The 17,490-nt window shown below is 39.0% G+C and carries 16 protein-coding genes; 10 read left to right on the forward strand and 6 right to left on the reverse strand.

Translation table 11 applies throughout. The features are described 5' to 3' along the window. Positions 1-28: 28 nt before the first annotated feature. A complete protein-coding gene (locus tag FLK61_RS05900; RefSeq protein WP_176008583.1) occupies positions 29-1,735 on the reverse strand; it encodes a hypothetical protein in 1,707 nt (568 codons plus the stop codon). A gap of 120 nt (positions 1,736-1,855) precedes the next feature. Here FLK61_RS05900 and FLK61_RS05905 point away from each other — a divergent pair, with 120 nt between their 5' ends. The 3 genes from FLK61_RS05905 (at position 1,856) to FLK61_RS05915 (ending at position 5,408) form a co-directional block, all read left to right on the forward strand. Continuing rightward, positions 1,856-3,733, forward strand: a complete 1,878-nt coding sequence (locus tag FLK61_RS05905; RefSeq protein WP_176008584.1) for an ABC-F family ATP-binding cassette domain-containing protein — start codon at positions 1,856-1,858, stop codon at positions 3,731-3,733. Between the two features lie 698 nt (positions 3,734-4,431). Further along, the gene (locus tag FLK61_RS05910) at positions 4,432-5,196 is read left to right on the forward strand and encodes a TspO/MBR family protein (RefSeq protein WP_176008585.1); all 765 of its coding nucleotides are present in this window, start codon (positions 4,432-4,434) and stop codon (positions 5,194-5,196) included. Positions 5,197-5,255: 59 nt separating this feature from the next. After that, entirely contained in the window at positions 5,256-5,408 is a 153-nt protein-coding gene (locus FLK61_RS05915; RefSeq protein WP_176008586.1) for a hypothetical protein, read from the forward strand. 102 nt (positions 5,409-5,510) lie between these two features. On the opposite strand, the gene ytvI is transcribed toward FLK61_RS05915, so the two are convergent. Both ytvI and FLK61_RS05925 read right to left on the reverse strand, forming a co-directional pair. Next, positions 5,511-6,665, reverse strand: coding sequence for a sporulation integral membrane protein YtvI (gene ytvI / locus FLK61_RS05920; protein ID WP_249777687.1), 1,155 nt, complete (start codon positions 6,663-6,665; stop codon positions 5,511-5,513). Positions 6,666-6,810: 145 nt separating this feature from the next. Then, positions 6,811-7,932, reverse strand: coding sequence for a glycosyltransferase family 2 protein (locus FLK61_RS05925; RefSeq protein WP_176008587.1), 1,122 nt, complete (start codon positions 7,930-7,932; stop codon positions 6,811-6,813). A 120-nt stretch (positions 7,933-8,052) separates the two neighbouring features. On the opposite strand from FLK61_RS05925, the gene FLK61_RS05930 reads away from it, so the two are divergent. The 3 genes from FLK61_RS05930 to FLK61_RS05940 all read left to right on the forward strand — a co-directional run bounded on the left by FLK61_RS05930 (position 8,053) and on the right by FLK61_RS05940 (position 9,931). After that, the gene (locus FLK61_RS05930) at positions 8,053-8,934 is read left to right on the forward strand and encodes a diacylglycerol/lipid kinase family protein (protein WP_176008588.1); all 882 of its coding nucleotides are present in this window, start codon (positions 8,053-8,055) and stop codon (positions 8,932-8,934) included. 78 nt (positions 8,935-9,012) lie between these two features. Next, a complete protein-coding gene (locus FLK61_RS05935; RefSeq protein ID WP_176008589.1) occupies positions 9,013-9,147 on the forward strand; it encodes a lmo0937 family membrane protein in 135 nt (44 codons plus the stop codon). Positions 9,148-9,382: 235 nt separating this feature from the next. Then, positions 9,383-9,931, forward strand: coding sequence for a carbonic anhydrase (locus FLK61_RS05940; RefSeq protein ID WP_176008590.1), 549 nt, complete (start codon positions 9,383-9,385; stop codon positions 9,929-9,931). Positions 9,932-10,001: 70 nt separating this feature from the next. On the opposite strand, the gene mreBH is transcribed toward FLK61_RS05940, so the two are convergent. Then, positions 10,002-11,006: a rod-share determining protein MreBH gene (mreBH, locus tag FLK61_RS05945; protein WP_176008591.1), complete on the reverse strand. Its 1,005-nt coding sequence runs from the start codon at positions 11,004-11,006 to the stop codon at positions 10,002-10,004. Between the two features lie 471 nt (positions 11,007-11,477). Between mreBH and FLK61_RS05950 the strand changes: the two genes are divergently transcribed. Continuing rightward, complete coding sequence (locus tag FLK61_RS05950; protein WP_176008592.1) at positions 11,478-12,758, forward strand: helix-turn-helix domain-containing protein; 1,281 nt, start codon at positions 11,478-11,480, stop codon at positions 12,756-12,758. An 85-nt stretch (positions 12,759-12,843) separates the two neighbouring features. On the opposite strand, the gene FLK61_RS05955 is transcribed toward FLK61_RS05950, so the two are convergent. Further along, positions 12,844-13,329 (reverse strand): small multi-drug export protein, encoded by a 486-nt coding sequence (locus FLK61_RS05955; RefSeq protein ID WP_176008593.1) that lies wholly within the window; start codon positions 13,327-13,329, stop codon positions 12,844-12,846. Next, the gene (locus FLK61_RS05960; protein WP_176008594.1) at positions 13,326-13,907 is read right to left on the reverse strand and encodes a TetR/AcrR family transcriptional regulator; all 582 of its coding nucleotides are present in this window, start codon (positions 13,905-13,907) and stop codon (positions 13,326-13,328) included. The genes FLK61_RS05955 and FLK61_RS05960 overlap by 4 nt, the downstream gene beginning before the upstream one ends. Before the next feature lie 106 nt (positions 13,908-14,013). Here FLK61_RS05960 and FLK61_RS05965 point away from each other — a divergent pair, with 106 nt between their 5' ends. The 3 genes from FLK61_RS05965 (at position 14,014) to FLK61_RS05975 (ending at position 17,380) form a co-directional block, all read left to right on the forward strand. Then, the gene (locus FLK61_RS05965; protein WP_176008595.1) at positions 14,014-15,372 is read left to right on the forward strand and encodes an MATE family efflux transporter; all 1,359 of its coding nucleotides are present in this window, start codon (positions 14,014-14,016) and stop codon (positions 15,370-15,372) included. Positions 15,373-15,426: 54 nt separating this feature from the next. After that, positions 15,427-15,906, forward strand: coding sequence for a zinc metalloprotease (locus tag FLK61_RS05970; protein WP_176008596.1), 480 nt, complete (start codon positions 15,427-15,429; stop codon positions 15,904-15,906). Between the two features lie 100 nt (positions 15,907-16,006). Further along, a complete protein-coding gene (locus FLK61_RS05975; protein ID WP_176008597.1) occupies positions 16,007-17,380 on the forward strand; it encodes an aldehyde dehydrogenase in 1,374 nt (457 codons plus the stop codon). Positions 17,381-17,490 lie beyond the last annotated feature (110 nt).

A 17,490-nucleotide genomic window follows, 5' to 3' on the forward strand; every position in this document is an offset into this window, starting at 1 on the left:
TAATCCTCCCTCAAGCAGGCTTTTTTGATTAATCGTTTATTCCAGGTATCGAGATTTCTTCAACGGGCTGTATCTCTTCGTTATTTTCGACAAAGGAAATGGTAATCTCATCTCCAGGCTCCATGAAGAGCGAGTAAGGGGAAGAGGATGCATTAATCGTAAAGATACGATCATCTCCTTCGATTAAGAAGCGTACGGTTACGTTATCCTCGCGGTCCCACTTGTAGACGCGCTCAATGGTGCCAGTGAGCTCCGCAGCATCAGTGAAATCGCCAGGAACTGCATCATCATCGGAGGACGAAGTAAGCTCGAGTTGATAGGCATTAAAGGCATCTCGCTTCGTATCGCCATAGCCGTAAATGTTTTCATCGCGGGCACTTACAAGCATAATTTCACGTAATACAGAGTTACGGTCCATAAGTGGTACAAGCCATGTGTACTGTCCGTAAATATTATAGAGGGATGGTGTTCCAGCAACATAATCATCACGTCTAAATGTTCGCTCAGCAAGGTCCATCGCAGTACGGCCATTCAATGAGCCACTTGCATCACGATAGTAGCTCAACTCACCTGTACGTGTATCAAACATCGTAAAGCCAACCATCGAACGACTAGCTTCTTGACCTTCTGTTTGTAAGCGCATGTGATCACTAAACCAGTTAAGCTGAAGGTCTTGATCGACAACACCAGTTACCGTATCGTCAGCGCCCCATCTTGTAGGCTCTGTTAACCCTTCGCGACCAAAGAAGCGGTTTACGATACCAGATTTATATATACCAAACCATTGATTTCGTTCTTCCGCAATATGTGGTGGATAAATTCTATTTACCCACTCAGGAGCTTCATCTCTAGCAAATTGCTCCGTTTCCCCTGTTTGAGGATCCACTATAATAACGCCATCTACATCAGCTACACGGCGGAATTCGGTATAATGTCCGTAGCTTATGATGTAATAAGGGTTTCCTTCGCCGTCAATTTCAAACGTTGTATCAAGCATAAGGAGATCTGGGAATTGAGTACGTACGTGTCTCTCCAAGTTTTCGTGGAAGAAAGCAGATGGCACGTATGTCATATCGACTAACTCAAGCGTTGGCTCCTCACGTGGATTATCTGCACTGACTATGATATACCCAGGAGCAGCATTACTGCGAACCCAGCGGAATATTCCGTCGTATTCAATTGGTGTTACCCACTGTAAGGAATCATTCACGCGCTGAATGCGAGTCTCTCCTAAATTATAAAAGGCAGGATTATCAAGCTGTCCCATCATAATATCTGCGCGATATCTCGCATAGCTTCGTGGCACGACAGGCATACTTTGCTCACTGACAGGATTTAATTCCTCAACCGTTACTTCTTGTCCGTTCGCCATGTCAAATTTTGCATCAGCGAGGAAAAGTGGTTGAAGCACCCAAAACCCAGCGAATCCAACTAAAAGAAGGAGTCCTAAAGAAGCACCGATAGTAGCCGTGCGCTTTTTAAAGGATTTTACTAGCGTAAATACGAGAGTGTTATCAATTATGAGCCAAATTGCAACAATCGGTAAATACGCTGTGATGATAAGTGTGATGCTTTGGTCGAGTAGACCTAAGTAGAATAAAAATACCCCGTACATAATCCCAAGTACGTAGCGTAACGGGATCCAAATACGAAACTGCTTTCTTTTCCACCAATTTAGCTCAAGTGGTAAGAAAAGAAGGGCAGTTAATAAAATAATAATAATCATAGCAAGCATGGTTGTTCCCCCTTCAATATGTCCATTACTCTTTACGGAATAAAGCTTAGGAATGTTTCAAAAACATTGGATAGAGATGAAAACTTCGCTACAATGTAACAAGAGAGAGGATGAAGGTATATGATGCAAATTGAAAAGCTTCACAAAACATATGGAGAAAAGGTGCTTTTTAACCAGATTTCCTTTACAATAGGCAGCCGTGAACGAATCGGGCTAGTTGGTATAAATGGAACAGGAAAATCATCTTTATTAAAAGCGCTAGCAGGAATAGAAGGCGCAGAGTCTGGGAAGCTGCTACATGCGAACGATTTTCGTATCGAATATTTGCCTCAAAATCCAGAGCTAGACGGAGAGAAAACCGTTTTAGAGACCGTTTTTGACGGGGACGCACCTATCATGCGAGCTATGAAGAACTATGAGCTTGCTATGAGGAATCTCGAGAAGGATAGTAGTAAGGGAGCTTACCAGCAAGCCTATGAGCGAGCTCAAAATGAGATGGATAGCGAAGATGCATGGGAAGCGAACACGCAGGCAAAGACCATTTTAACAAAGCTTGGCATTGAAACCTTTAATAAAAAGGTTAACACGCTTTCAGGTGGTCAAGTTCGCCGAGTTTCCTTAGCGAAGGCGCTTATACAGCCTGCGGATTTGCTCCTGTTAGATGAGCCGACAAACCACTTAGACAACGTGTCTGTCGAGTGGTTAGAAGGGCACTTACAGTCCTATAAGGGGACGGTGATGCTCATTACGCACGATCGCTACTTCTTAGATCGCGTGACTACGAAGATCATGGAGCTTGCAGAGGGAGAGTTATACACATTTGAAGGCAACTATGAATATTATTTGACGGAGAAAGCAGAGAGAGAGCGACAAGGCTTAGCTGCGGATGCGAAACATAAAAATGTGCTCAGACGTGAGCTCGAATGGCTGAAGCGCGGGGCAAAAGCCCGTACTACGAAGCAAAAGGCTCGTATTCATCGTGTAGAAGATATGCAGGAACGCAAGATGACTCGAAAAAAAGAGGATCTTGATTTTGCTATCGGCTCCACTCGTTTAGGGAAAGACGTCATTGAGCTTATTGGTGTGTCAAAAGCAATCGAAGGCAAACAGTTGATAGAGTCGCTTGATTATTTGATTAATCGTCATGATCGTCTTGGTATTATTGGAGCTAACGGAATTGGGAAGTCTACACTACTAAACATTATCGCGGGAAAAGTCCATGCTGACGCTGGAACCGTCCACGTCGGGGAAACGGTTAAGATCGGATACTATTCGCAGAATCATGAAGAAATGGACGAAAATCTTCGAATGATCGATTATATTAAGAAGACGGCAGAAGTCGTTCAAACGATTGACGGTGTGACGATCACAGCCGAACAGATGTTAGAACGCTTCATGTTTTCGCGAGCACACCAGTTTACGCATATAAGACGTTTGTCCGGTGGGGAGCGGAAGCGGCTTTATCTCCTTAAAGTGCTTATGGAAGAACCTAACGTCCTATTTTTAGATGAACCGACAAACGATCTTGATACGGAGACGCTGTCCGTATTAGAGGATTACTTAGAGCAATTCCCAGGCGTTGTCATAACGGTATCCCACGATCGTTATTTCTTAGATAGAGTAGTATCACAGTTGCTTGTTTTTAAAGGGAACGCGCAAATAGACCGTTACTATGGGACGTATAGCGAATGGCTTGAGGACGAGCGAGAGATAGAGCTTGCACCAACTGTAATGGATGAACCTCCTGTTGAACCACCTAAGCCTAAAACACGTAAAAAACTTTCCTATAAAGATCAGCAAGAATGGAATACGATTGAAGAGGAAATCGGCAAACTAGAAGCAAAAATAGAAGCACTTGATGAGCAGATTGCTGAATCAGGGAGTGACTTTGATAAGGCGCGAGAGCTTTACGAAGAAAAAGAACAGACAGAATCAACGCTTGTAACAAAAATGGAACGATGGGAAGAGCTTTCAGAGCTAGTAGAGGGCTTAGAGTAGACTCTTTCGTGTTTCGCAATAAAGCTATTTGGGAAGAGACGACCTTGTGTTGTCTTTTCTTTTTTTTGTTGTTTAGCTTGCTAATGGATAACAGGTTTGATTAACAAATAAAAAAATAAAGTTAATGAACGTAAACGAAGGGCAAGATAGACTCGACTGCAAAGAAAGCTGTCGAACGCAAACGAGGACCTAAGAGACGCTTGATGTAAAGCAGGTGGAAGGGTGTACACGAAGGTAGAAGTGATGCAGCTCCCTTCTAGATGTAGTTCGGACATACAAGCAACGAATAGTACCATCTTATTTATTGCTTTAAATGCCTCATAGCTATAAGCCCTACCTCAACACCAACAAAAAAGGTGGCATCTCATAAGAAGCTACACCGTTTCGGACTAGAAGCTTCGCTTGACGCTCTCGATTTTGTTCTCTCAAGCTGGTGATTGTTTACGCTGGTACATTAGATAAGTACTGGAATAAAAGCGATTAAATTGCTCTTACATGGAGTGTCAAAAGTCTTGATGGCACAAAAAGCTTTTTACATGTTATAGATATTCTTGTCTAAGCATAGTAAATAGAAGATCCATTTAATGAGCATAGTAAAGACGACAAATTATATGGAAATAATAAACACGCACCTATTTGCTTAATAGTTGTCTAAGAATGAAAAGCAACGGGTAAGAGAAATATAAGGAGGTCTGACTATGACAAATAACGTAAGACTTTTTGCAATAATAAATGCTATAACTTTGGCATTCGTCGTCGCAATGAATGGACTAGCTAACGGATTACCTTTAAATAATCGAACGACTGGCGAACTATCAGATACCGTTAACGTGTTATTTACGCCTGCGGGATATGTGTTCAGTATTTGGGGGCTTATTTACCTTCTATTAGCCATATGGGTAGTGCGTTCTTTCTTTACTAAGCAGGGGACGGACGAACGAGCTATCTTATCTATCGGATATTTGTTCGTATTTAACGGTATATTTAACGTGGCTTGGCTATTTTCTTTCCACTATGAACTATTTACCTTCACAATTGTGCCAATGGTTGCCTTGTTATTAACAATAATTGTTATATATTACCGGATCAAGCAAGTTGGAGCATCCATCTGGACGAGACTTCCCTTCTCTGTATATATGGGGTGGGTATCTGTTGCGACAATTGTTAATATTGGCATATTCTTTAATTCCATCAGTGATGGTAATGGCATTATTCTCTCAAACGTTGCATGGACAATTATCTTATTACCTATTGGAGCAGTCTTAGCAGCAGGTATTTCCTATTATTTAAAGGATGCAGTGTATTCTCTTGTATTTATTTGGGCATATATAGGAATAGCTATCGAAAGAATGGGAACTTATCCAAGTATAAGCTTGACCGCTGCAATTGTTGCAGGTGTATTAATAGCAGTAACTATTTATTTAATTATTCGCTTGAAAGCCTTAATTAAAATTGAGGTGTAACCCTTTAAGAAAGCGGGTATAGCAACACTAAATCAAGGTTTCCAAAGGAGGGAGCATCCATGAATATTAGCAAACAAGATGTCCTTCATTTGATAGATGATCTATCTGAATCCGAATTAAGAATTGTATACACTTTTATCGAAGAATTTCGCATTGCAGAAGAAGAAAGGTCAGTCTCAGGTGAGGAATCATCTATTGTAGGCAGAGTTTGAACAAAATTTGTTTTAAAGGATGAGATGTCAGTCATGTTTTCGGCCAAGAGCAAGAAATGAAAAAAGATTGCCCACCATTAATACTTGTGGACAATCTTTTTTTTATTTCTTTTTTACTTGTACCTTAGGTGTAGGCACGCCGTCCTTAAATCCATTCTTGATGAAGTCTAGAAGCCCTCCTAATACTCCGATGTCTTTAAAAATTACCAACACTACTAATAGTAGTGGACCCAAAAAGACACCTATTACCCCAAAGAGTTGGAAGCCAACAAAAAGAGCAATTAGTACTGCTAACGTATTTAAATTCATACTTGAAGATAGAACCTTCGGCTCGATCGCTTGTCTGATTAAAACGGTAACTGCATAAACAATAGCAAGACCAATAGCAAAACCAATATTACCTGTCAATAACATATAGATGAACCAAGGAATTAATATAGTGCCTGATCCTAAATAAGGTAGTATTTCAGCAATACCTACTATCATTGCGATCGTTAATGCGTTTTCTACTCGAAGGATTAATAAGCCAATTAAAACAACGATGGAGGCAATAACCATTAAAATGACTTGTGCTTGCAGAAAACCAAGTACGCGATATTGGAACATTTTTTTAAACTCAACTGATTTTTGAACAACAATATTGGGTGTATGCTTGCGGAACGCGGTAAAAATACGTTCCCAATCCTTTCCGATAAAATAAAAGGATATAAACACAAATAGAATGACCACAATAGATGTTGGTACGATAATTAAAAGTCTTGTGAGGCCTTCAGTGAGAGATTCACCAGCTGCCGCTAATGTATCCGCAGCACGAGCTCCAAGAGTTGAAATTCCATCTGATACGGCTGATTGTTGACCAGGTGTTAAGTTATCAACAGCGCCCGTTATATCGCGCCAAATTGGGAGGATTTGTTCGTTAAAAAAGCGTTGTACCTCAATAGAAGTAACTTCTATCCAATTCGGAACAAAATCAGAAAGCTTGCGAACTCCAAAAATAATTAAAAAGATAATACCTGTGATGCCTCCAATTAGTGTTCCTATCCCAAGTAGCAAAGCTACGATAACCGCTAATGTATTCGGAAATCTTGCTTTGTTTCGTAAGAAGCGAATGAAAGGATAAAACATCCAAACGAGTAGCGCGGCTATCCAAAAAGGATAAGAAAGCTGAAAGAACCAACCTATAAGCCATGTGATCGCTATACTGCTCGCTACAACTAAAATAAATCTACCTACCATTAAGCCGTGATCCTTCGTCAAGGCTTTGCCCTCCTATCTATACAGTACAAGGTGCTTTGGACACAGCTGGAAATGAAGAGAGGCTATGTAGCATCAATAAACCAGAGTGAAGAGTAAGCATGTTTAAACTGTGTTTGTAATTACTACTAATCCATTACATTCTATACTATTTACGTAAATCCTTCATTGAATATGTGGTACCTCTCCATTTCACTCCACCTTGGCGAAGCGTTTTGTACGCGGATCTAAGTAAACAGTAGGTGAATAGTATACCATTAATTGGCATGAGCAAAAAGAAGAGCCACGAATCATTTGAATAAGGTTGGTTAAACACATACATAAATAAATAGATTAAAAGGGCTGCAAGTAAAAATAACTGGGTAAAACCTTCTGTGTAAAAAATCGCTATAAAAGGACTTGTATGCAAGAGAATAATAGCAATTGAGAAAAAGCCAGCTAGTCCGAGATTATAACGCATGAAAGCAAACAGGTTTTTTTCAAGACCATTAATCACTTGGGGGATGTTCTCATACCATTGAACAAAAACGAGGCCGTTACCAAAACCGAGCTGTTGACGATATCCTTTTTTCACTACTTGTTTCCCTAGCTTTAGATCATCATCTGGTGCCATTGCAACCTCTATATGTGTCCCAATGTCTTCATACACGCGCCGATTAATTAAATTAAATGCCCCTACCCCAGCATGACGAAGTTGAATAAAGTTCCATACACCTAATATACTCCAATAGCTTAGGAATCCGCGATAAAATAAAGTTCCTTTTAAATTTTGAGGAATAAGTGCAAGGTGATCAATGTTCATGTTATCTGTGTAAGCCATCACTTTTTGTAATGTTCTGTGATGAAACGTAATGTCGGCATCGGTAAAAAGTAAGTAATCGCTTTTTGAAGCTAAATAGCCTTGATAAAGAGCATGATTTTTACCTAGCCAGCCATTCGGTAACGATGTTACCTGAACAATACGTAGTCTCTTGCGATTTTTATGAGTAGCTTTTAGTTCGTTAAGTAAACGAAACGTGTCATCTTCAGAGCGGTCATCTACTACAATTACTTCAACATGTGGATAAACTTGATCCAGCATAGTGGAGACAGCCTCATAGATGTGTTTTTCTTCGTTACGTGCTGCAACGATCATACTAACAGTAGAAGTGGTTTTAGTAAGTGTATTACCAGTTATTTGATTTAAAATAGGTATTTTTCGGATGCCGATAAACCACTGGATACACACTATTGTAGCAATTACGAAAACAATAATACTTATAAATATCAAAGGACTCGCCTCCTTTTGACTTAGTTTACCACTTACTATCTTGATCTACGAATGAAATGGTTAGAATAGATAGTTAAGTGGAATAAAAGAAGGAGAGAATGTAGAGAGGAGGAGTATTTAGTGCTTAAAAAGGGTGTATTACTTTATCAAGGAGCCGCAGGAAAGGGCGGGGAAGATTTAGCAACCATTGTGCCACTCCTGTCTCAACGAGTAGAGGAGCTCATTATAAAGAAAAGTAGTAAGCCTGGAGATCTAAACAATTATATAGAGCAACTCGATTCCACTGTTGAGACGTTGTGGATATTAGGAGGAGATGGAACCGTGCACGAATGTGTGCAGGCGCTTAGAGATAAAGAGCAAATTCCACCTATTGGTATACTTCCAGGAGGAACGTGTAATGATATAGCTCGAAGCTTAAATATTCCGATGCAAATGGATCTCGCTGTAGAATCTTCCTTAAACGGTGAGATTCGATATTTTGATTTGGGGCTACTTCGCGATCGTTCCTTTCAAAACTTTGCAGGTATAGGTCTAATTGCAGAAACTTCTACAAATATAAATCCAGACGGAAAAGAACTATTCGGACCACTTAGTTATTTTGCTAGTGCTTGGAGAACAATGAAGGAAGCCAAACAATTTACTTACTCGCTTACTGTCGATGGTGAAAAAATAAGTGGAGAAGCATTTATGGTAATCGTGTGCAACGGCAGATTTGTAGGCACGAGAGAACTACCATTTAATGAGCTAAAAATGGACGATGGAATTCTAGATGTTATGGTCGTAAAAGCTACTGGAATGCAACTATTTATGGAGTGGTATCAACGCTCTCGTGAGCTAGAAGTAGAATCTGACGGTGTTGAACATTATAGAGGCAAGGAAATAGTGATTGAAACAGATGATGAAATGGATGTAGATATGGACGGAGAGCTAATTGGAAAAACACCTCTTCATATCTCGTTAAAAGAACGGCATATTCCGTTTATCACCAATTCAAGTGAATAAGACGAAAGTAATGTGAAAAAACGTTTAAACACTGTTGTTTAAAGGAAAGATATGATATAGAGAGAGGAGGTTTTTTTCATGCTTTGGACTATTATTTCTATTTTACTATTAATCTGGATTGTAGGTCTCTTCTTGGAGATTGCTGGAGGACTTATTCACATCTTGTTAGTTGTTGCATTGGTTGTCTTTATCGTTCGGATGATCCGACGATAACGAAAAGACCTCTATAAAAAACGAGCTAAATAAGATTATCGAGGCATCAGTGATGTAAACTGATGTCTTTCAATTTTTGTCAGATAGGTAAAAATTCTTATGCAACTTCTTTTAAGTATAAAACGATTCAAATCAACTACGATTCACGATTCACTTATGAAATGATATAATGAATTATTATACACTCTATACATAGAGTCATTGGTGCACTCATTTTGGGAAGGGGAGTAATATCGTGAACATTCAAGAATTAGAGCAAGCGCAAAAAAGGTTCCGTGAACTGCAAATAGAAAGTGATGGAACGTACTTTGATAAATTAAAAGAAGGTCAAAAACCAAGCTTTTTTGTTTTATCGTGCTGTGATTCACGGACATGTCCGTCGACTATTACGGGGTTACCTTTAGGTGAACTGTTTATACATCGTAATATAGCTAATCAAGTCGTAGCAGGAGATGATAGCTTTACAGCTAGCCTATACTATGCAGTAGAGGTTTTAGAAGTTGACTACATTTTAGTTTTAGGACATACGTATTGTGGAGGCGTAGAGGCAGCTACCAAGGGAATAGATAAAGAACATTTAAACCCATGGCTCAAACATGTTGCATCTAGCATTTCTTCTGTAAAAAATAGCGAAAATGCGAGAGAGATAGAGCTTACGAACATCAAATCTCAAATGAACGCCTTGCAAAATCATCAAGTTTTAAAGGAAGCATCTAGATCTGTTGAGATACTTGGGTCCTTATTTCATTTAGAGTCCGGGGAGTTAGAGTGGGTTAATCTATAATAAGAGTTAAAAAAGCGGAAGCGTTAAAATGGATGAAAAAATCCTTTACGCTTCCGCTTATTATATATCATTATTTTGCTTTTTGTAGTTTTTTCATCATGGAAAGAGAACGGCCAGTTCCGATTGCAACAGACTCTAATGGACTTGGCGCTAAATGAACGGGAACAACAATCTCCTCAGATAGCCAATCTTGAATACCTTTAAGTAATGCTCCACCGCCTGAGAGGATAACGCCACGATCAACGATATCTCCACTCAACTCAGGAGGACAATCCTCTAATGTTGCGCGAATAGCTTCTAATATCGACATAAGTGACTCGCGAATAGCGCCTTGTATCTCAGTCGATGAAACATCAATCGTTTTGGGAAGGCCAGTCACTAAATCGCGACCTCTGATCGGCATGGTCAACTCTTCATGATCAATGAGAGCATAGCCAACCTCCATTTTGATGTTCTCAGCAGTCCGCGCACCGATCATAAGATTATATTTTTTACGGATAAATTGCGTAATATCCTCATCGAGTTGATCTCCACCAACTCTTATAGAATGGCAGGATACAACGCCACCAAATGAGATAATAGCAACTTCGGTTGTACCACCGCCAATGTCTACTACAACATTTGCGATAGGCTCTTCTACAGGCAAGTCAGCACCAATTGCGGCAGCAACAGGCTCTTCGATTAACTGCACATCCTTTGCTCCGCACTGTCTCACCGCATCTTGAATGGCACGCCTCTCAACAGACGTTGAACCTGATGGTGTACACACCACAACGCTTGGCTTTCGCATAGATGTACCCATTATTTTAGCAGCCTTTTTCATGACATGTTTGAGCATATCAGTCGTCACCTGATAGTCTGCGATTACTCCATCCTTTAGTGGACGAATGGCGATAATATTCTCAGGTGTCTTACCAACCATATTTTTTGCTTCTTCTCCTACTGCCAATACTTGCTTTGTATTTACATCAATTGCTACCACAGAGGGTTCATTTATTATCATACCTTTATTTTTTGTATATACAAGTAAGTTTGCAGTTCCTAAATCGATTCCAATTTGTGTTGACGAAAACATGAAATTCCTCCTCTAAAGATGCTCTTCTCTTGTTATTCTTCTTAGGTTAGCAGTTTATTAGGGTAATTTCCTATGTAAATTATGAGAAAATCTCCATTAATATCGAGTCAGGCAAATGATAAGAGGAGTATTGTCTTAAAAAGAGTGAAATAATTTGCAGAAATAATACGACATTAATCGACAGTTATCATCCTATAAGGTTAATATACAAAATGCCTCTATAGCAGCGATTTTAGGACTTTTTCACAACTATTATTGACAGTTATTAAGTATGAATTTTTAGCTCATGAAAATTTTCCATGTCTTTTAAAATTGAGTTTTCACCGCTATGCTACATATAGATACTTAGAGCTACCTTATGAGTAAAAAAATGTAAAATAGTTGAGAGTTATTTTCATTTACCCAAAGACTCTTGGTTATGAAAAAGCGTTCGTAAAGAGAAATCATAAGGTCGCATGGTGGGGTGATGATGTGTTAGGGAAAGTGTTGAAATACAATCGAATTAAACAAAGGAAGAAGCAAGATGAAGTAAGTCACGGAATTTGTTCTGTTTCTTACTACAGTAAGATTGAGAATAATAAAATTAATCCTGCAGATGATGTCATTGATCAGTTATTACAACGACTCAATTTAAGCAGATCTGATATTGATAACTTAGACTATGGAGAAATGAAAGAAAAGCTGCACAAATGGCACTATGCTATTATGTCGGATAATATACGAGATGCAGAGAAGCAAAAGCTAGAAATACGAGATGAGCTCGATTTTTTTCAGAGCCAAGACTTACGCATTCTATTTTTATTATTTAGCTCGCGATTAGCAATATTAACAGATAATGGACGGAGCGCTAAAAATAATTTTCTTGAAGCTAGGGAATTACTTCAAAAAGATTCTAGTCAAGAAGTAGAGTTTTATTACAATAAAATCTCTGTTTGCTATTATATGTACCTAGAAGACTATCAACAAGCAAGAGAACAAGCCTGTACCGCGATAGAACTAACAGAATCACTTGTTTTGCCAGACTACGAGCTTTCCGATTTACTGATGAAAGCTGCGATTTCGACGTTAGAGACAGGTGCTTATACCTTAGCAATTGATTTTGCTACAAAAGCACTAAAATCATACGATCGTTCTTATCGATTAGAAAACAGTGGTAGATGCAGAGTCATACTGGCAAATGCGTATTGCCAGTTAAAAAATTATGAAAGAGCTTCTCTAGAGTTAGACTTAGCGGAGAGTATCGCGAGTCAAATTAAGTCTCAAAAGTTAAAAGCACAGGTGCTACAGATGAAAGGTGATCTATCGTCGAAGCAAGGGGCTAAGATGGATGCTATTCAATTTTATCAGTTAAGCTACAGGCTACGAACAGGAAGAGCAAGACTTGTTACGATTGAATCCATCTTAAAAGAGTTTGAGTTGATGGATGCAGCTCAGGATATATTAAGCTGGGTGGAGCATGGAAAAGAAACACTTGAGAAGCTGCAGTCTACTAGAGAGCTAATTAATTACGAGAAGAAATACGAAAAGATTTTCTTATTCTATGAGACATATTATGGGGGCTATGACACAGCAAAAACTGTCGATGTTATTTTAAATGAGATTTTGCCGTTTTTTATCAGCATATCTCATTGGACAACTGTGTCGCATTATTATCAGGTCATGGCGAATGTGGTTGAGTCTTCAGGTAACTTGGAAGAAGCAATCACTTATTACAAAGAATCGATCCGCTACCTAGACTATTATATAAATTAGCCAATGTAACAAAATATCCTTTAAAATAAGAAGATCCAAAAACAGGCTAAAAGGTGGATGAGTCCTCCTTTTAGCCTGTTTTATGTTAATTAAATAATCCTGTAATCCAATCGATACTATATACACTCGCAATACATAAAAAGACCGTCCACGCCACTAAGCTACCACCCATCCACAGAGTGGTTTTATGTTTATCTGCTTTTAATGACAAAGCGATAATAGCAGCTAAATGAATGCCTGTTACCGCTGGGCCTAAGAGAGCAAGGCCAGGCAGGCCATACTTGTTAAATAAGGCTGTGCCCTTGGTGCCACGTGATTTACTTTTTCCTTTCTCCTGCTTTCTTTGTTCACGTTTTTCTCTATATCGGAGGTACCACGCTGTTCGTTGGAACCATTGTAATAGATAAACGATGAGTAGGATCGGAACAAAATTACCAAGAAATGATACAATTCCGACAAGTATAGGGTCTAATCCCATACCGATTCCTACTGGGATTACAATTAAAATTTCTAACCATGGAGTAGCTGCCATAGCAAAAATTAAGATATATTGCCAGATTAGTTCAATCATGATCCCTTACTCTCCTTTCTACTGACACCCTCCATAAACACCTTCCAAGAGGCCTCTCGTTTACGTAAAACAATATCATGACTATAGTAAAGAGTTTGCACAGTCCATCCATCTAATAAGCAATAAAGTGCGTCTAGGGCTTCTTCATCCGTCACGTCTGGAGAAAGCTCTAATCGATTAATAACAGGAAGAAATAATTTATTACAATCTTCTTCAAACTGCATAAATGTTCGATTCACCACATCAGCTAACGCCTCAGGAGGAAAAAGAATATAGCGCATATAAAATTTGCCTTCTTCAGCATCACTTAAATAGTTTGCAAGTCCCCATAAAATAGACTTTAATCCTGCTTCGGCTGAGGGGGCTTTATCGATTTCTATCTTTAATGTTTGCATATAATCTACATACACTTTTTTTACAACTGCTTCAAATAGAGCTTCTTTATTTTTAAAGTGATTATAGATAGATGGTTTTTTAATTCCGACTTCATTTGCAATCGTGTTAAGAGACGTCCCGCTGTATCCTCTCTCAGCAAATTCACTTAATGCAGTTTGTAAGATAGAATCTGCAGTATTCATTCTAATCCCTCCAAATTATGTTGCTAACTACCGTTCGTTAGTTTATACTAACTTTATCACACAGAATTTACAGATGCAACTGGTTGCTGCTAGAGGAGGAAACGGTATGTTCGAAACATCTTCAAAACTGGAGAAACTAAAGCTATTTGCTATAGTGATGTGGCCGATCTTAGTCACTCAAGTAGGGTTATATATGATGAATTTTATTGATACGACTATGTCTGGTCAGGCTGGTGCCGAAGACTTGGCAGGCGTTGCAATAGGCTCGAGTCTTTGGGTTCCAATACTAACAGGTATTACAGGTATTTTACTTGCACTAACACCGATCTTAGCGCAAAAAATAGGTGCTCAAAAAACAGAAGATATATCCTTTTATTTAATGCAAGGGATGACGTTAGCGCTCTTTATCTCGGCACTTGTTTTTATAGCAGGACTCTTATTTTTAGAGCCTATTCTAGCATTTATGAGTCTTGAAGAGAATGTTGCTTACATTGCGAAGCACTATTTAATTGGACTTGCTGTAGGGATGATCCCACTCTTTGTTTACAACGTACTAAGAGGATTTATTGATTCCCTCGGTCAAACAAAAACCAACATGTTTATTACCTTATTAGCACTCCCTGTAAATGCCTTGTTTAACTACTTACTCATTTTTGGGGCATTTGGTTTTCCTGAACTAGGTGGAATTGGCGCTGGGTATGCGACAGCGATCACATACTGGTTTATTTTTATCGTCACTATATTAGTGATTCATCGCGTGCCGCCTTTTTCGATCTATCGCGTTTTTCGTGAAAAAATTCGTATATCGTTTGGAGCTTGGAAGGAGATTTTATTACTTGGAACTCCTATTGGTCTTACTATCTTCTTTGAAACAAGCATCTTTTCAGCGGTCACTCTACTCATGAGCCAATTTAGTACAGAAATAATTGCAGCGCATCAAGCTGCTATTAATTTTGCTTCACTTTTATATATGGTACCAATTAGTTTTGCCTTTACACTTACGATTGCTGTTGGTTACGAGGTTGGAGCGAAGCGGATGGTTGATGCTAAGCAGTATACGAACATTGGTATCCTTTTATCTATAGCAACAGGGTTAATTGCCTGTGTCATTATTTATGTAACGAGGGGTCCCGTAGCCACCTTGTATACGAATGATCCATCGGTTGCGTACCTGATTCAACAGTTCCTTTTATACGCGATCTTCTTCCAGCTATCTGATGCAATCAATACACCAATTCAAGGTGTGCTTCGAGGATACAAAGATGTAAATGTTCCATTTATCATGGCTCTTGTATCCTTCTGGATAATCGGACTTCCATTAGGATATGTATTAGCAACATATACTCAACTTGGGCCTTACGGATATTGGGTTGGTCTAATTGCTGGATTAGCCGTCTGTGCAACCTTCTTATATGTGCGTTTAGGTATTATTCAAAGAAGAGTAGCAAAAATTGTTTATGAGTAACAGTAAATGGGAAGTGGTACTCCGTCAAATCTAATATTATAGGAGGGTTTCTACGTGTTTGGTTGGAGTGACATACCACAGCTAATCCTTGCTTTTGGGGTAGTTTTCCCATTAGTTGCATTTATTCATGAACTTGGTCATTTCACAACAACATGGCTATTCGGTGGTAAGATGAAATTTACGCTCGGACGAGGTAAACTACTATTTAAGCGAGGCGATTTTGAGATCAGGCGTATGTATTTCCTGGATTCTTGGACTCAATTAGAGTCTCTTAACGTAAATAATAAGTGGAGCCACGCTGTCGTTTATGCCAGTGGTTCTATTTTTAATTTGATTCCGGTATTTATATTAAATTCTCTTATTCATAATGGAATCCTTGAGCCGACCCTCTTTTTCTTTCAGTTTGCATACTTCTCGGTCTATTTCGTCGTTTTTGCATTGTTGCCAGTGCAATTTGCTGAGGATCAACCGAGTGATGGGAAAGCGCTAATTGATTTAGTTAAGTATGGTAAAGCCAAAGGTCCACTAGAATAATTATCTAACCCTCCATTTAACAGTAGAATGGAGGGTTATCCTTTAGTATTTGCGTAAGCACTGCTACAATAGACATATCGAAAGTAAGGGACGTGGTCATATGCAGGATTTAGTGAAGGCGCTCATTAAAAAACAAAAAAACTATTATTACAGTGGCGAAACACGAAAGATATCATTCCGTAAAAAGCAACTTAACTTATTAAAAGCCGCTGTTCAAAAACGAGAGCAAGAAATTAAAGATGCCTTAAAAAAGGATTTAAATAAAGGAGAATTTGAAGCATATTTGACGGAAATTGGCTTCTTTTTTTCCGAATTAAAAGATATGCAAAAAAATATGGACTACTGGGCTTCACCTCAAAAACAGAAGTCTCCATTAACACATTTAGGAAGCAAAAGTTTTGTGTATAAAGAGCCGTATGGGGTTACGCTTATAATCAGCCCATGGAATTATCCATTCCAGTTGACGATGGCACCACTCATCGGTGCTATTGCTGCTGGGAATACAGCTATTATTAAACCTTCTGAACTAACACCTAATACGAGCATGGTCATAAGAGATATTATTGCATCTACTTTCCCCGAGGAATATATTGCAGTTGTAGAAGGGAACGCAGAGGTTTCGAAAGCTCTCTTAAATGAGAAGGTCGACTACATTTTCTTCACGGGAAGCAAGAGCATTGGGCGTGAGGTAATGGCGCAGGCGTCCAAGCATTTAACCCCTTTAACGCTCGAATTGGGCGGAAAGAATCCGACAATTATTGCAGAGGATGCTAATCTGAAGCTTGCCGCTAAGCGAATCGTGTGGGGGAAATTTATGAACGCTGGGCAAACGTGCGTTGCCCCTGATTATATTCTTATTCATGAATCTAGGCGTAGAAAGTTTTTAAAGCTTTTAATTCAAAACATTAAAAAGTTTGTCGGAGAAGACTCAAAATGGAAGCGGAACTATACGAAAATAGTCAGCGACGGGCACTTTGACAGGCTTGTAAAGTTAATTGATCAAGAGAAGGTCGTGCATGGAGGAAGTGCGGATCAGGAGTCGCGCATCATAGAACCAACGATAATGATGGACGTCACACTTGAAGATGCAGTGATGGAGGATGAAATTTTTGGTCCGATTTTACCGATTTTGTCCTATCAGTATGAGCACGAGATTATTGATATAGTCCGCCAGCACCCAAATCCACTATCTTTATATTTATTTACCGAGTCAAGTGACACAGAGGACTTTATCTTAAATAATATTGGCTTTGGTGGGGGCTGTGTCAACGATGTAATGATGCATATCACAACACCTTACTTACCTTTCGGTGGTATTGGAGAGAGCGGACACGGAGCTTATCACGGAAAGCATACGTTTGATACATTTACGCATCAGAAAAGTATTTTAAAACAGACAACATCGTTCGATTTACCTATTAGGTACGGGAACTCAGCGAATACAATTAAAACATTAAAAAAGATGTGGGAGTAAAAGCAAAAGCGTTCTTTAAGAAGCTCTCATGATTCAAAAAGATGCTATCTCTTGTGCGAAAGAGATAGCATCTTTTTTGTTGCTAGAAAGTTAGTTGAACTTTATAAAAA

The sequence above is a fragment of the Paenalkalicoccus suaedae genome, from assembly GCF_006965545.2.
GTDB lineage: Bacteria > Bacillota > Bacilli > Bacillales > Salisediminibacteriaceae > Paenalkalicoccus > Paenalkalicoccus suaedae.

Excerpts from the sequence above, each read along its gene's own strand:
- FLK61_RS05910 (WP_176008585.1), top strand. The coding sequence starts at position 4,432 with ATGACAAATAACGTAAGACTTTTTGCAATAATAAATGCTATAACTTTG.
- FLK61_RS05975 (WP_176008597.1), top strand. The coding sequence starts at position 16,007 with ATGCAGGATTTAGTGAAGGCGCTCATTAAAAAACAAAAAAACTATTAT.
- mreBH (WP_176008591.1), bottom strand. The coding sequence starts at position 11,006 with ATGTTTTCGTCAACACAAATTGGAATCGATTTAGGAACTGCAAACTTA.
- FLK61_RS05965 (WP_176008595.1), top strand. The coding sequence starts at position 14,014 with ATGTTCGAAACATCTTCAAAACTGGAGAAACTAAAGCTATTTGCTATA.
- FLK61_RS05955 (WP_176008593.1), bottom strand. The coding sequence starts at position 13,329 with ATGATTGAACTAATCTGGCAATATATCTTAATTTTTGCTATGGCAGCT.
- FLK61_RS05960 (WP_176008594.1), bottom strand. The coding sequence starts at position 13,907 with ATGAATACTGCAGATTCTATCTTACAAACTGCATTAAGTGAATTTGCT.
- FLK61_RS05900 (WP_176008583.1), bottom strand. The coding sequence starts at position 1,735 with ATGCTTGCTATGATTATTATTATTTTATTAACTGCCCTTCTTTTCTTA.
- FLK61_RS05935 (WP_176008589.1), top strand. The coding sequence starts at position 9,013 with ATGCTTTGGACTATTATTTCTATTTTACTATTAATCTGGATTGTAGGT.
- FLK61_RS05905 (WP_176008584.1), top strand. The coding sequence starts at position 1,856 with ATGATGCAAATTGAAAAGCTTCACAAAACATATGGAGAAAAGGTGCTT.
- FLK61_RS05915 (WP_176008586.1), top strand. The coding sequence starts at position 5,256 with ATGAATATTAGCAAACAAGATGTCCTTCATTTGATAGATGATCTATCT.